Source organism: Streptomyces sp. NPDC003284, from assembly GCF_053589675.1.
Window position 1 is genome coordinate 119,749 of record NZ_JBSFSI010000005.1, and the last position, 12,792, is coordinate 132,540.

Consider the following 12,792-nt stretch of genomic DNA (forward strand, 5'->3'; position numbering starts at 1 on the left):
CGGGAGTCATCGTGCGTCACGATGCGCGCATGACTGCGATCGCGCTCAGCGAGGCCGCTTCCCGACTCGGCGACCTGGTGCGCCGTGTGGCCGACGGCCGCGAGACCATCGCCCTGACCGACCACGGGCAGGTGGCCGCGCTGCTGGTGTCCCCGCGCGTGATCGAGGAACTCGAGGACGCCCTGGCCGTCGCCGGTCACCGGCTGCGCACGGCGGCGGGAGCGCCCGGACCGGGCACCCCCACGGCGGAAGCAGACAGGCGGCTGGGGCTCGCACAGAAGTGAGCGCACCCCTTCCCGAGATCAACCGGCCGGCTCCAGGAACTCCAGCCGGTTGCCCACCGGGTCCTCGGAGTAGAGGCGGCGGTGGCCCGGGAGGGTGTCGTCCCAGGTGACCGGGGCGCCGTGGGCGGTCAGGCGGGCGGCGCAGGTGTCGAGGTCCGTGACCAGCAGGCCGGGGTGGGCCTTGCGCGCGGGCCGGAAGTCCGCCTCGACGCCCAGATGGAGCTGGACGGCCCCCGCCCGGAACCAGCAGCCGCCGCGCGCGGCCAGGACCGGCGGCTTGGGGATCTCGGTCATGCCGAGGACACCGCCGTAGTACGCCCGCAGCGCGGGCTCGGACCCCGGCGGGGCGGCGAGCTGGACGTGGTCGATCGCGGCGAGCACCGCTCAGCCCTCCTTCACGGCGACGGCGAAGACGCGCCGGAAGGGGAACGGGGTGCCGTGCGGCCCGGCCGGGTACGCCTCGCGCAGCGCGGCCCGGTACTCGGCGAGGAACGCCTCGCGGGCCTCCGGGTCGTCGGCGAGCGCGGTGAGCACGGGCCGCAGCCCGGTGCCCTTCACCCAGTCGAGCACCGGGTCCTCGCCGGGCAGCAGATGCAGGTACGTCGTCTCCCACACGTCCGCCGCGCAGCCGAGGCCGCTCAGCCGCTCCAGATACGCGCCGGGCGTGTCCACGGCGTCGTCGTGGCGCAGGGCGTCGCCGAGCCGGCCGCGCCAGCGGGCGGAGTGGGCGAGGGCGCGCATCAGCCGGTGGCTGGGGGCGGAGAAGTTGCCGGGGACCTGGAAGGCGAAGGTGCCGCCGGGCCGGAGCGCCGCGATCCAGTCGGCGAACCGGGCGGTGTGCCCCGGCACCCACTGGAGGGTGGCGTTGCTGACGATCAGGTCGCAGGGCTCGCCGGGCGTCCAGGTGCGGGCGTCGGCGGGGACGAAGTCGAGGAGGCCGCCGCCGGGGGTGGGGCCCGCGTGCTCCACGGTGGCCCGGTCCAGCATCTCGGGCGAGTTGTCGTACCCCGTGATGCGGGCGGTGGGCCAGCGGCGGGCGAGCAGCACGGTGACGTTGCCGGGGCCGCAGCCGAGGTCGGCGATGCGGGGCGGGTCCGACGGCAGTCCGGGGATCCGGGCGAGCAGGTCGGTGAAGGGGCGGGCGCGGTGCCCGGCGTGGCGCAGGTACTGGGCGGGGTCCCAGGTGGGGCTGTGGCTGTCCTGGGTGCGGTCGGGCGCGGGCATGGCGGCCTCCTTGAGGCTCTCGTCCTGGTCCTCGGTCCTGGCGTTCCCCGGTGTTCCCGGGCGGCACCACATTTTCTCTTGATGCCAAGATAGTTGATATCAAGAGACTTCACATCGACACAACCACTACACTGATCGCATGGAGGACGAGGTCGATCGGCTGGTCGCAGCGTGGCGCCGGGAGCGCCCGGACCTCGACGTGGAACCGCTCGAGGTGCTCAGCCGGGTGAGCCGGCTGGCCCGGCACCTGGACCGGGCCCGGCGGCTGGCCTTCTCCGAGCACAGCCTGGAGCCCTGGGAGTTCGACGTGCTGACCGCGCTGCGCCGCGCGGGCGCGCCGTACCAGCTCTCGCCCGGACAGCTGCTGACGCAGACCCTGGTCACCTCGGGCACGATGACGAACCGTATCGACCGGCTGGCCAAGAAGGGCCTGGTCGAGCGGCTGCCCGACCCCAGCGACCGGCGGGGCGTGCTGGTCCGGCTCACGGAGGACGGCCGGGACCGCGCCGACCAGTCGCTGTCCGGCCTGCTGGACCAGGAGCGGGCCATCCTCGGCGAGCTGTCCGCCGCGCAGCGCGGCGAACTGGCCGCTCTGCTACGCCAGTTGACCGCCCCGTTCGACAACATCCCCGGCTAGCTCCCGGCGGGCGGGGCCCAGCTCCGCCGGACCCACGCCGGCCCTGCGGGCGAGGGCGACCGCGGCCAGGGTGGAGTGCACCCCGAGCTTGCCCAGGACGTTCTGCATATGGGTGCGCACGGTGTGCGGGGAGAGGAACAGCCGCTCGGCGACCGCCTTGCGCCCGAGCCCGGCGACCATGCAGCGCAGCACCTCCCGCTCGCGCGGGGTCAGCGACTCCACCAGCCGTTCGCTCTCGGTGCGGTGCTTGCGGGCGGCGGTCAGCTCGCGCAGGACGCCGGTCAGCAGCGCGGGCGGCAGATGCGTCTCGTCGCGCAGCACCCCGCGGATGACGGTGAGCAGCCGGGACAGCGAGCAGTCCTTGGCGACCCAGCCGCAGGCGCCCGCCTGGAGGGCCAGCGCGGCCCGGCGCGGATCGTCCTTCTCGGCGAGGACCACGGTCCGTACGCCGGACTGGGCGGCGCGCACCCCGGCCACCAGGGAGATGCCGTCCACCAGGCCGTCCGCGTTGGCCTCCTGGACGGGGACGGCGGCCCGGCCGCCGGGCACCTTGCCGCCCAGGTCCGCGTCGACGAGCAGCACGTCGTAGCGGCGGCCCTCGGCGGCGGCCCGCTCCAGACAGCGCAGGGCCGCCGGTCCTGACCCGGCCGCCGAGACGTCGACGTCCGGCTCGGCGGCCAGGGCCGCGGCCAGGGACTCGGCGAAGATGCGGTGGTCGTCGACGACCAGGACGCGTACACGAACCACTGGAACCCCCTTCCCCACGCTCCTGGAGAGCAGGGGATCTCCGTCATCGAGGACGACGGCCAGGCCGTGTCCGGGGGCGGCCGCGCGGGCACGACGCCCGGGGCCGCGGGATCCGCACGGCCGCCGCCATGCGGAAGTGCTACCCCCACGCCGGGCGTCGTACCCGGCTGTCTCGCCCCCTGATCGGCGCCGGCCCCCACCGGTACCGCTTCTCAGCGTACGGACGGAGGCCGGGAGGGGAAGCCAATTCGCAGAACTGACCGGCGGGCGCGTCTAGGGTGTGCCGCATGTTTCGTATTGAGGCAGAAGTAGACAAAGAGCGCCGCGATCTGCTCCGCTCCCGCCTCCGCGACGCGAACACGGCCGCCTCGTCCATGCTGGCCGCCCTGCGCACCTCCCCGGGCGCCCACGAACTCCCGCTGCACCTGTGGGCCATGGACGAGTCCGGCGCCCTGGCGGGCGGTCTGGTCGGGCACACCTGGGCGACCTGGCTGCACATCACCTATCTGTGGGTCGACGACCGCCACCGCGGCGCGGGCCTCGGTTCCCATCTGCTGCGCCGCGCCGAACGCATCGCCCGCGACCAGCGCGACTGCTCCGCCGCCCGCCTGGAGACCTGGGACTTCCAGGCCCCCGGCTTCTACCGCCGCCACGGCTACAAGGTGATCTGCGCCCTGCCCGACTATCCGCCCGGCATCACCGAGTACACGCTGGTGAAACCGCTGCGCTGAGCGGGCGGCCCCGTGGTGCGGGCGTCACGCGTGCGCCACCGCCTCCCCCACCGCCCGGTGCACCGCTCGGGCCAGGCGGGCGCCCCAGAGGGAGCGGGGCCCGGCGAAGGGGTGCGGGGGGTCGGCGGGGGCGGGCAGGCGGGCGGCCACGCAGACGGCGTCGGTGGGGGTGCCGGTGCAGGCGTGACCGGCCTCCAGGAGGGCCTGGACCTTGGCCTCGGTGGCGGTGGTGGCCGCGTTGACCAGGGCGGCGTCGGTCAGCGCTGCGGGGACGGCGACGACGATGTTGATCGTGCCGGGCTGGGCGGGGACGGCGGCGGCCAGGGCCGGGGCAGCGGCCCAGCCGCGGACGCTGATGCCCGCGGTGACGACCGCCTGCGCCCCGCCGTCCTCGGCGCGGGCGTGCCGGGTGACGTCGGCCGCCGTCATCAGGCCGACGCCCGCCCCGGTCAGCCCGGCCCCGGCCGCCAGCTCGGCCAGGTGGCGTTCCGGGTCGGTGCGCCGGTAGCCGTGGGCCACCTGGGCGTTGAGGACCCAGTCGCGCTCGCCGATGCCGCCGCCGAGCACCGCGCTGCTGATCATCCGCCACCCCGGGCCCGCCCGCCACACCAGCGCGTGCAGCCGCTCGCCGTCCTCGGTGCGGGCCAGCAGGCGCGCCGAGCGCAGCGCGGTGGGCGGGGCGGGCACGGGCGGGGCGGTGGACACCGGCGGGACTCCTCGGGACGGGGACCGGCCGATCCTAGGGCCTCTCGTACGGATCGTGCCGGGCGCGCGTGCCCGCCCCGGACGAAAGACCCTGGTGCCCTCCGAGTCAGAGCAGCCGTCGCGCCCCGGCCGACGGCACCGCCTCGAAGACGCGCGGCGCGGTGAATCCGGCCTCGGCGAAGGCCGCCTCGACGGCCTCGGTGAGCGCGGCCACGCCGCCCTCCTCGGCGAGGACGATCGCGGAGCCGCCGAAGCCGCCGCCGGTCATCCGGGCGCCCAGCGCGCCCGCGGCGAGGGCCGTGTCGACGACCAGGTCCAGCTCCGGGCAGGAGATGCGGAAGTCGTCGCGCAGGGAGACGTGGCCCTCGGTCAGGACCGGGCCGATCGCGCGCGCCCCGGCGGACGACGAGAGGAGCGAGATGACGCGCTCCACCCGGGCGTCCTCGGTCACCACATGGCGGACCAGGCGGCGGATCTCCTCCTCGTCGCCGAGCTGTGCGAGCGCCGCGTCCAGGCCGTCGTGGGGCACGTCCCGCAGGGCGTCGACGCCGAGCAGGGCCGCGCCCTTCTCGCACCCGGCCCGGCGCTTGCCGTACTCGCCGTCGCTGTGGGCGTGCTGGACGCGGGTGTCGACGACCAGCAGGCGCAGCCCCTCGCGGGCCAGGTCGAAGGGGATCTGGCGCTGGGACAGGTCGCGGGTGTCGAGGAAGAGGGCGTGGCCCTCCTCGCAGCAGGCCGACGCCGTCTGGTCCATGATGCCGGTGGGCGCGCCGACGTAGACGTTCTCCGCGCGCTGGCACAGGCGGGCCAGCTGCCAGCCCTTCAGACCCAGCGCGTACAGGTCGTTCAGGGCGAGGGCGACGACCACCTCAAGGGCGGCCGAGGAGGACAGGCCAGCGCCGGAGGGCACCGTCGACGTCAGGTGCACATCGGCGCCGGACACCGGGTGACCGGCCTCGCGCAGTGCCCAGACGACGCCCGCCGGGTACGCCGTCCAGCCGTCGTCGGTGCCGGGCGCCAGGTCGGCGACGCGAAGTTCGACGGGGCCGCCGGGCACGTCCGCCGAGTGCAGCCGCAGCACGCCGTCGTCGCGGCGGGCAACGGCGGCGAGTGTGACGTGCGGCAGGGCGAACGGCATCACGAAGCCGTCGTTGTAGTCGGTGTGCTCACCGATGAGGTTGACGCGGCCGGGGGCCGCCCACACTCCCTCGGGCGCGGTGCCGTACAGCTCGGCAAACCCGTCCCGGACCTGCTGTGCCCCCACTACTGCTCCCTTGCGATGTGCTGCGCGAAGCGCCAGGCGTCCGCGACGATGCCCGCGAGGTCCGCGCGGGACGGGTTCCAGCCGAGCCGGTCGCGGGCGGCGTCGGCCGAGGCGACGAGCACCGCCGGGTCACCGGCCCGGCGCGGGGCCACGGCCTCGGGGATCGGGTGGCCGGTGACCCGGCGGACGGTCTCGACGACCTCGCGGACGGAGAAGCCGTTGCCGTTGCCCAGGTTGCAGATCAGGTGCTCGCCCGCGGTGGCGGCGTCCAGCGCGAGCAGATGGGCCTCGGCCAGGTCGGCGACGTGGATGTAGTCGCGTACGCAGGTGCCGTCCGGGGTCGGGTAGTCGTCGCCGAAGACGCTGATCGCCTCGCGGCGGCCCTGGGCGACCTGGAGGACCAGCGGGATGAGGTGCGACTCGGGCGCGTGGCGCTCGCCGTGGGCGCCGTAGGCACCGGCCACGTTGAAGTAGCGCAGGGAGACCGCGCCCAGGCCGTGCGCCGCCGCCTCGCCGGTGATCATGTGGTCGACGGCGAGCTTGGAGGCGCCGTAGGGGTTGGTGGGCTTCGTCGGGGCGGTCTCGACGATCGGGGTGCGCTCCGGCTCGCCGTAGGTCGCGGCGGTCGAGGAGAAGACCAGCTTCCGCACCCCGGCCTCGCGCATCGCGGCGAGCAGCGCCATGGTGCCGCCGACGTTGTTGTCCCAGTACTTCTCCGGCTTCACCACCGACTCGCCGACCTGCGAGAACGCCGCGAAGTGCAGCACCGCGTCGAAGGAGGGGTCGAGCCACTTGGCGGCGTCGCGGATGTCGCCCTCGACGAAGGCGGCTCCGGCGGGCACGCCCGCGCGAAAGCCCGTCGAGAGGTTGTCGAGGACGACGACCTCGTGGCCGGCCTCCAGCAGATGCTGGGCGACCACGCTTCCGACGTAACCCGCACCACCCGTGACCAGGTACTTCCCGCTCATCAACTCGCTACCTCTCGCAATCGCTGGGCCGCGCGCTCCGGGGGCACGTCGTTGATGAAGACGTTCATGCCGGACTCGGAGCCCGCGAGGAACTTCAGCTTGCCGGAAGTACGGCGGATAGTGAAAAGCTCCAGGTGCAGGGCGAAGTCCTCGCGGACCACGCCGTCGAACTCCTCCAGCGCGCCGAACGGCGCCTGGTGCCAGGCCGCGATGTACGGCGTCGGCTGTCCGCCTCGTGTGCCTTCCCCGCTGTCCCCACCGTCGAAGATCCGGTCGAAGCGCCGCAACAGTTCCAGATAGACCTGGGGGAACTCGGTGCGCGCGGCCTCGTCCAGGCCGAGCAGGTCGGGGACGCGGCGCTTGGGGTAGAGGTGCACCTCGTAGGGCCAGTGCGCGGCGTACGGCACGAAGGCCGCCCAGTGCGCGGTCTCCAGGACGACGCGCTCACCGGCCAGTTCGCGGGCGAGGACCGCGTCGAAGAGGTTCTCCCCGCCGGTGGCGTCCTTGTGGGCGGCCAGCGAGCGCAGCATCAGCGCGGTGCGCGGGGTGGTGAACGGGTAGGCGTAGATCTGGCCGTGGGGGTGACCGAGCGTCACACCGATCTCGGCGCCGCGGTTCTCGAAGCAGAAGACCTGCTCGACGGAGGGCAGATGGGACAGCTCCGAGGTGCGGTCGGTCCAGGCGTCCAGGACCAGCCGGGCCTGCTCCTCGTTCAGCGCGGCGAAGGAGGCGTCGTGGTCGGAGGTGAAGCAGACGACCTCGCAGCGGCCCGAGTCGCCCGCCAGCGACGGGAAGCGGTTCTCGAAGACGGCCACGTCGTAGGAGGAGTCGGGGATCTCGGTGAGCCGCTCGCCCCGCGTCGGGCACAGGGGGCACTCGTCGGCCGGCGGATGGTAGGTGCGGCCCTGGCGGTGGGAGGCCACGGCGACCGCGTCGCCGAGCAGCGGGTCCCGGCGGATCTCCGAGGTGGTGACGGTCGGCTCCAGCGGGCGCCGGTCGACGGCGTCGCGCACGGTGTCGTCCCGCAGGTCGTAGTAGATCAGCTCACGACCGTCGGCCAGCCGGGTCGAGGTCTTCTTCACTGGCGGACTCCCTGTTCGTCCGAGCCCCGGGCCGCACCCGGCACTCGGTCACCCACCCAACATAATCAAACATAACACATCACAACCAACCATTGGAGGCTACCGGCGGCACCCAGGGGCGCGCCATGGAACGCACATCACAATCAAACAAAGACAACCAACAAAAGTGTTCAATTCCTGAACGCGAAGGCGTAGGTTCCCCGCTGGATCCGTTCGCGCAACGAAGCGAGTTCACATGCAGACCCCCACATCCCCCACCGGCGCGTCCGTGTACCTGGCGGCCGAGCTGCGGCTGCCGACCAACGCGCTCGACTACACGATCCTCGGCATCTACTTCGTCGTCGTCCTCGGCATCGGCCTGGCCGCCCGCCGCTCGGTGCGGACCAGCCTCGACTTCTTCCTCTCCGGACGCTCCCTGCCCGCCTGGATCACCGGCCTCGCGTTCATCTCCGCCAACCTGGCCGCCACCGAGATCCTCGGCATGGCCGCCAACAGCGCCCAGTACGGCGCCTACACCGTGCACTGGTACTGGATCGGCGCCATCCCGGCCATGGTCTTCCTCGGCCTGGTGATGATGCCCTTCTACTACGGCTCCAAGGTGCGCTCGGTCCCCGAGTTCCTGCTGCTGCGCTTCGACCGCGGCGCGCACCTGCTGAGTTCGGTCCTGTTCGCCTTCGCGGCCATCCTGATCGCCGGGGTGAACCTCTACGCCCTCGCGATCGTCGTCGAGGCGCTGCTCGGCTGGCCGCAGTGGGTGGCGATCGTGGTCGCCGGCTTCTTCGTGCTGGCGTACATCACCCTCGGCGGACTGTCCTCCGCGATCTACAACGAGGTGCTCCAGTTCTTCGTGATCCTGGCGGCCCTCATCCCGCTGGTGGTGCTCAGCCTGAAGAAGGTCGGCGGCTGGGACGGCCTGACCCACAAGCTGCACGCCACCCACGGGGAGAACTTCACCACCGCCTGGGGCGGCACCGGCATCGGCCACGCCAACCCGCTCGGCGCCAACTGGCTGACCATCGTGCTCGGCCTCGGCTTCGTCCTCTCCTTCGGCTACTGGACGACCAACTTCGCCGAGGTGCAGCGCGCCCTGTCCGCGAAGAACCTCTCCGCGGCCCAGCGCACCCCGCTGATCGCCGCGTTCCCGAAGATCTTCATCGTCTTCCTGGTGATGATCCCGGGCCTGGTCGCCGCCGCGCTGGTCCCGAACATCGGCAGCTCCGCCTCCGGGCTCCAGTACAACGACGCGATCCCCTACCTGATGCAGGAACTGCTGCCCAACGGCGTCCTCGGCATCGCGGTCACCGGCCTGCTCGCCGCCTTCATGGCGGGCATGGCGGCCAACGTGTCGTCCTTCAACACCGTGTTCACCACCGACATCTGGGCCAAGTACGTCGTCAAGGACCGCGAGGACTCCTACTACGTGCGGTTCGGGCGGCTCATCACCGCCGTCGGTGTGCTCGCCTCGGTCGGCACCGCGTTCCTCGCCTCGTCGTTCTCGAACATCATGAGCTACCTCCAGACGCTGTTCTCCTTCTTCAACGTGCCGATGTTCGTCGTCTTCATCGTCGGCATGTTCTGGAAGCGCGCGTCGATGAAGTCCGGCTTCTGGGGCCTGCTCGCCGGCACCACGGCCGCGATGGTCAACTACTTCGTCGTCTACAAGAAGGGGATCATCGACATCCCCACCGACCAGGGCGCCAACTTCGTCTCGGCCATCGCCGGGTTCGTCGCCGGCGCGGTGGTCATGGTCGCCGTCACGCTGTTCACGAAGCCCAAGCCGGAGGCGGCGCTGCAAGGACTCGTCTACGGCACCAGGTCGCCCGGCATGACCGAGGCGGCCGCCCCCGGCGACGAGGCCTGGTACCGCAGGCCCGCCCTGCTCGGCTGGGGCGCCGTCGTCCTCGCCGCCGCCTGCTACATCCCGTTCTCGTTCTGACCGCGGGAGAATGGAGAAACCATGTCACAGCCCCAGAACCCCGGCCGCGACGAGCACTCCGGCCCGCACATCGGCTACTCCGAGCACGACGTGCAGCGCGAGGTGACCGAGCTGGAGGGCAGGTCCGCGACCGCCGCGCGCATCTTCGACCTGCGGCGGATCATCGGCGGTCTGTTCGTCCTCTACGGCGTCATCGTCACGGTCACCGGCCTCACCGACTCGCAGGCCGCCATCGACAAGGCGCAGGGCGTCAACATCAACCTGTGGACCGGGATCGGGATGCTGGTCCTCGGGGTGTTCTTCCTGGTCTGGCTGAAGCTGCGACCGGTGGCGGCGCCCGAGGACCCGGACGAGCCCGGCACCGAGTGACGCCCTGAGGCCGGCCGGGCACCACCGTGAGGCCGGGGGCGGAACCCGAGGCCAGGCGCGGAACCCGAGGTCAGACGCGGCCCGCGCGGTCCAGCAGACCCGTGCGGGCCGCCAGGGCTGCCGCCTCCAGGCGGGAGCCCACGCCCAGCTTCATCAGCACGCGCTGCACATGGGTGCGGGCGGTGCTCGGGGCGATGCCCATGCCGGCCGCGATCAGCCGGGTGTCCTCGCCCTCGGCGACCCGCACCAGCACCTCCACCTCGCGGGGCGTGAGGACCGCCAGCAGCCGCTGCCCCTCGTCGTCCGGCTGGGCGGCCGGGTTCAGCAGATCGGCGAAGGCGCCCTGGAGCAGTTGCGGCGCCACCGCCGCCTCACCGGCGCGCGCCTTGGTGATCGCCCGCTCGACCCCCTCTATCCGCTCGTCGTGCCGGACATAACCGGAGGCACCGGCGGCGAAGGCCGCCGCGATGCCCCGGGGCGAGGGGACGGGACCCAGCACCACCACCGCCACCTGCGGGCGCTCCTGCTTGATCCGCACGACGGGGTCGAACGCGCCCGGCTCGGCCGGTGTCGCCGTACCCAGCAGGCACACCTCCGGAGCACGGCTGATGACCAGCTCCGCCGCGCCCGCCGCGGGCGCCGCCGCGGCCAGCACCCGGTGTCCCCGCAGCTTCAGCGCCGAGGCCAGCGCCTCGGCGAGCAGTCGGTGGTCGTCGACCACCATGAGCCGCGCTCCCATCGGCAACCCCCCAGTTCCCCCCGGAAGCTACACGCTCGCCCCGTACCGCGCTGCCCCTACCGGCGAGAAGTGCCCCGGATCGCCGAAAACACCCGGCGCGCGGAAGCTCCCCCGGAGCGCGGCCCGGTACGCGCACGGCCCCGCCCCCCCGTACCACCGGGGGGCGGGGCCGTGCGGGCGGCGCCGGTCAGCCGGACGTGCCGAAGACGAGCGCCAGGTACTCCTTGCCGTAGGCCGACGAACGCGGCTTGTGGGCGTAGACCGCCGACATGTAGAGGCGGCCCTGCCCGTAGAGGATCTCCGCGTAGTCCGGGGACATGGCGGTCTCCGCGGACCGCACGTCCCGGTCGGCCGGGTTCTCCAGCAGGACGGTCTCCTTGAAGCTGTTGCCGTCGATGCTCACCACCTGGCCGCCCTTGTCGTAGGGCGGGCGCTTGTAGGCGAGCAGGGCGCCGCCGTCCATGCGCAGCGGATAGATCTGGTAGCCGTCGCCCGCGTCCGCGCGCTGGCCGGTCTGGCGCCCGGTGGCCAGGTCGAACGCGACGATCTCGTTGGTCTGGCCGTGGTCGCCGCTGCCCGCGTGCTGCTCGGTCCCCAGGTAGAGCCGGTCGTTGCCGACCACCATGCCCGAGCAGTACTCGATCCGGCTGATCGCGTCGCAGCGGCCGCCGTACTGGTCGCCGGGCGCGGTGATGTGCGAGCGCAGCTTGCCGGTGGCGCCGTCGAGGGCGAAGAAGTCCGAGATGCCGTGGTCGCCGCCGAGGTCGGCCGCGACGACGAGCGGGTCGGTGGAGACGATGCCCGCGTACTCGATGCCCTGCGCCAGCTTGTAGTCCGAGAGGACCTTGCCCGAGGTGGGGTCGATGCTCTGGATGTGCAGCTGGCGCTGGCCGTAGGTGCCGCACTTGCGCACCGCGACCAGCTTGTCGCCACCGCCGTAACCGGCGTCGTAGCAGGTGTCGTCCGGCTTGGGGGACCACAGCGGCTTGCCGTCGGCGACGGTGAAGGCGGCACCGCCGTTGGTGCTGCCCACGGCGACGGTGCCGCCGCCGATGGTGACGTTGCTGAGGTTGACCGGCTGGTCACCGGACTTGACCTCGTGGGTCCACAGCTTCTTCCCGGCCGTGAGGTCGATCACCGCGAGCTGGCTGCAACCGTGCGAGGGCTTGGCCTTGGTCGGCATGGCCGGCTCGTACAGGATCGCCGTCCTGCCGTCCGCCGTGATGTGGCGGGTGGTCTGGCAGACCGGTCCCGGCAGCTTCAGCGTCCACAGCTTGGTGCCCTTGGCCGGGTCGTAGCCGGTGATGTCGCCGAACCCGGACTTGGCGTACACCTTGTCGGTGAGCCAGGAGCCGGTGGTGGCGGCCGTGTCGGTGACGACCGGCATCGGCACCTGGTAGAGGACCTTGGCCGCCGGGTCGGCGGGGGCCTTCTCCTTGCCGCCTGTCGAGGTGCCGCCGGTGCCGGTGCCGGACTTGCCGCCCGCGTCGCCGCCGGTGGTGCCGCCGCTGGACGCGGTGTCCTGCTTGCCGTCGCCGTCACCGGACTTGGCGTACCAGACGCCGCCGCCGACGATCAGCGCGATGGCGGCGACGGCCGCCACGACGATCAGCAGCTGCTTGTTCTTCCCGCCGCCGCCCGCGCCGCCGCCCGGCACCGCGGTCTGCGGCTGCGTCGCGGCGGGCGGCTGCCCGGGGTACCCGTAGCCGGGCTGGGTGGGCTGCCCGGGAGCGGGCTGCCCCGGCCGGCCGTACCCGTAGCCGGGCTGCGGTGCGCCGTACGTGTTCGGGGCGGGCGTCGGGGCCGACGGCCGGCCGGGGTAGCCGTAGCCCGCCGGGGGCTGGGGCTGCTGCGGCGGCGGGGGCGCCTGCGGGTAGCCGTACCCGGGCGGGGACTGCGGCGGGCCGGCGGGCGGGGGCGTCTGCGGGGCGCCGAAACCGGGCGCGGTGGGCGGGGGCGGCTGCGGAGCGCCGAAGCCGGGCTGCTCGGGCTGCTGGTCCTGGGGCTGCCCGCCGGGGGGCGGGCCGAACCCGCCCTGGTGCGGCGGCTGCTGGGGCGGCGGGGGCGGCTGGGTCATGAGCGGATGCACCTCTGGACGACAGGGGA

At 73.1% G+C, this 12,792-nt stretch carries 14 protein-coding genes; 5 read left to right on the forward strand and 9 right to left on the reverse strand.

Annotated elements, in window-relative coordinates; genetic code table 11:
• Positions 1 to 29 precede the first annotated feature (29 nt).
• Positions 30 to 284: a type II toxin-antitoxin system Phd/YefM family antitoxin gene (locus ACWDYF_RS12900; RefSeq protein WP_389462930.1), complete on the forward strand. Its 255-nt coding sequence runs from the start codon at positions 30 to 32 to the stop codon at positions 282 to 284.
• Positions 285 to 302: 18 nt separating this feature from the next.
• Here the strand turns inward: ACWDYF_RS12900 and ACWDYF_RS12905 are convergent, their stop codons facing one another.
• Together ACWDYF_RS12905 and ACWDYF_RS12910 are read right to left on the reverse strand one after the other, a co-directional pair.
• Positions 303 to 665 carry a VOC family protein gene (locus tag ACWDYF_RS12905; protein WP_389462931.1) on the reverse strand — a complete coding sequence of 121 codons (363 nt, stop codon included), beginning with the start codon at positions 663 to 665 and terminating at the stop codon, positions 303 to 305.
• Between the two features lie 3 nt (positions 666 to 668).
• On the reverse strand, positions 669 to 1,508 hold the full coding sequence (locus ACWDYF_RS12910; RefSeq protein WP_389462932.1) for a trans-aconitate 2-methyltransferase: 840 nt from the start codon (positions 1,506 to 1,508) through the stop codon (positions 669 to 671).
• Between the two features lie 139 nt (positions 1,509 to 1,647).
• Here ACWDYF_RS12910 and tamR point away from each other — a divergent pair, with 139 nt between their 5' ends.
• Positions 1,648 to 2,145, forward strand: a complete 498-nt coding sequence (tamR, locus tag ACWDYF_RS12915; RefSeq protein WP_018566906.1) for a MarR family transcriptional regulator TamR — start codon at positions 1,648 to 1,650, stop codon at positions 2,143 to 2,145.
• Here the strand turns inward: tamR and ACWDYF_RS12920 are convergent.
• Positions 2,104 to 2,892, reverse strand: coding sequence for a LuxR C-terminal-related transcriptional regulator (locus ACWDYF_RS12920; RefSeq protein ID WP_381737617.1), 789 nt, complete (start codon positions 2,890 to 2,892; stop codon positions 2,104 to 2,106). The genes tamR and ACWDYF_RS12920 overlap by 42 nt on opposite strands.
• Before the next feature lie 287 nt (positions 2,893 to 3,179).
• Between ACWDYF_RS12920 and ACWDYF_RS12925 the strand changes: the two genes are divergently transcribed.
• A complete protein-coding gene (locus ACWDYF_RS12925) occupies positions 3,180 to 3,623 on the forward strand; it encodes a GNAT family N-acetyltransferase (protein ID WP_037895454.1) in 444 nt (147 codons plus the stop codon).
• Between the two features lie 24 nt (positions 3,624 to 3,647).
• On the opposite strand, the gene ACWDYF_RS12930 is transcribed toward ACWDYF_RS12925, so the two are convergent.
• The 4 genes from ACWDYF_RS12930 to galT form a co-directional block, all read right to left on the reverse strand.
• On the reverse strand, positions 3,648 to 4,328 hold the full coding sequence (locus ACWDYF_RS12930; protein ID WP_381737616.1) for an adenosylcobinamide amidohydrolase: 681 nt from the start codon (positions 4,326 to 4,328) through the stop codon (positions 3,648 to 3,650).
• Positions 4,329 to 4,434: 106 nt separating this feature from the next.
• Positions 4,435 to 5,592, reverse strand: coding sequence for a galactokinase (galK, locus tag ACWDYF_RS12935; RefSeq protein WP_381737614.1), 1,158 nt, complete (start codon positions 5,590 to 5,592; stop codon positions 4,435 to 4,437).
• Positions 5,592 to 6,560, reverse strand: coding sequence for a UDP-glucose 4-epimerase GalE (gene galE / locus ACWDYF_RS12940; RefSeq protein WP_381737612.1), 969 nt, complete (start codon positions 6,558 to 6,560; stop codon positions 5,592 to 5,594). Before galE ends, galK begins: the two co-directional genes overlap by 1 nt.
• Entirely contained in the window at positions 6,560 to 7,642 is a 1,083-nt protein-coding gene (galT, locus tag ACWDYF_RS12945; protein ID WP_389462933.1) for a galactose-1-phosphate uridylyltransferase, read from the reverse strand. The genes galE and galT overlap by 1 nt, the downstream gene beginning before the upstream one ends.
• Before the next feature lie 235 nt (positions 7,643 to 7,877).
• Here galT and ACWDYF_RS12950 point away from each other — a divergent pair, with 235 nt between their 5' ends.
• Positions 7,878 to 9,578: a sodium:solute symporter family protein gene (locus ACWDYF_RS12950; RefSeq protein WP_389462934.1), complete on the forward strand. Its 1,701-nt coding sequence runs from the start codon at positions 7,878 to 7,880 to the stop codon at positions 9,576 to 9,578.
• Between the two features lie 21 nt (positions 9,579 to 9,599).
• Positions 9,600 to 9,947, forward strand: coding sequence for a hypothetical protein (locus ACWDYF_RS12955; RefSeq protein ID WP_389462935.1), 348 nt, complete (start codon positions 9,600 to 9,602; stop codon positions 9,945 to 9,947).
• Positions 9,948 to 10,017: 70 nt separating this feature from the next.
• On the opposite strand, the gene ACWDYF_RS12960 is transcribed toward ACWDYF_RS12955, so the two are convergent.
• A complete protein-coding gene (locus tag ACWDYF_RS12960) occupies positions 10,018 to 10,686 on the reverse strand; it encodes a helix-turn-helix transcriptional regulator (protein ID WP_389462936.1) in 669 nt (222 codons plus the stop codon).
• 187 nt (positions 10,687 to 10,873) lie between these two features.
• Entirely contained in the window at positions 10,874 to 12,763 is a 1,890-nt protein-coding gene (locus tag ACWDYF_RS12965; protein WP_389462937.1) for an outer membrane protein assembly factor BamB family protein, read from the reverse strand.
• Between the last annotated feature and the right edge of the window lie 29 nt (positions 12,764 to 12,792).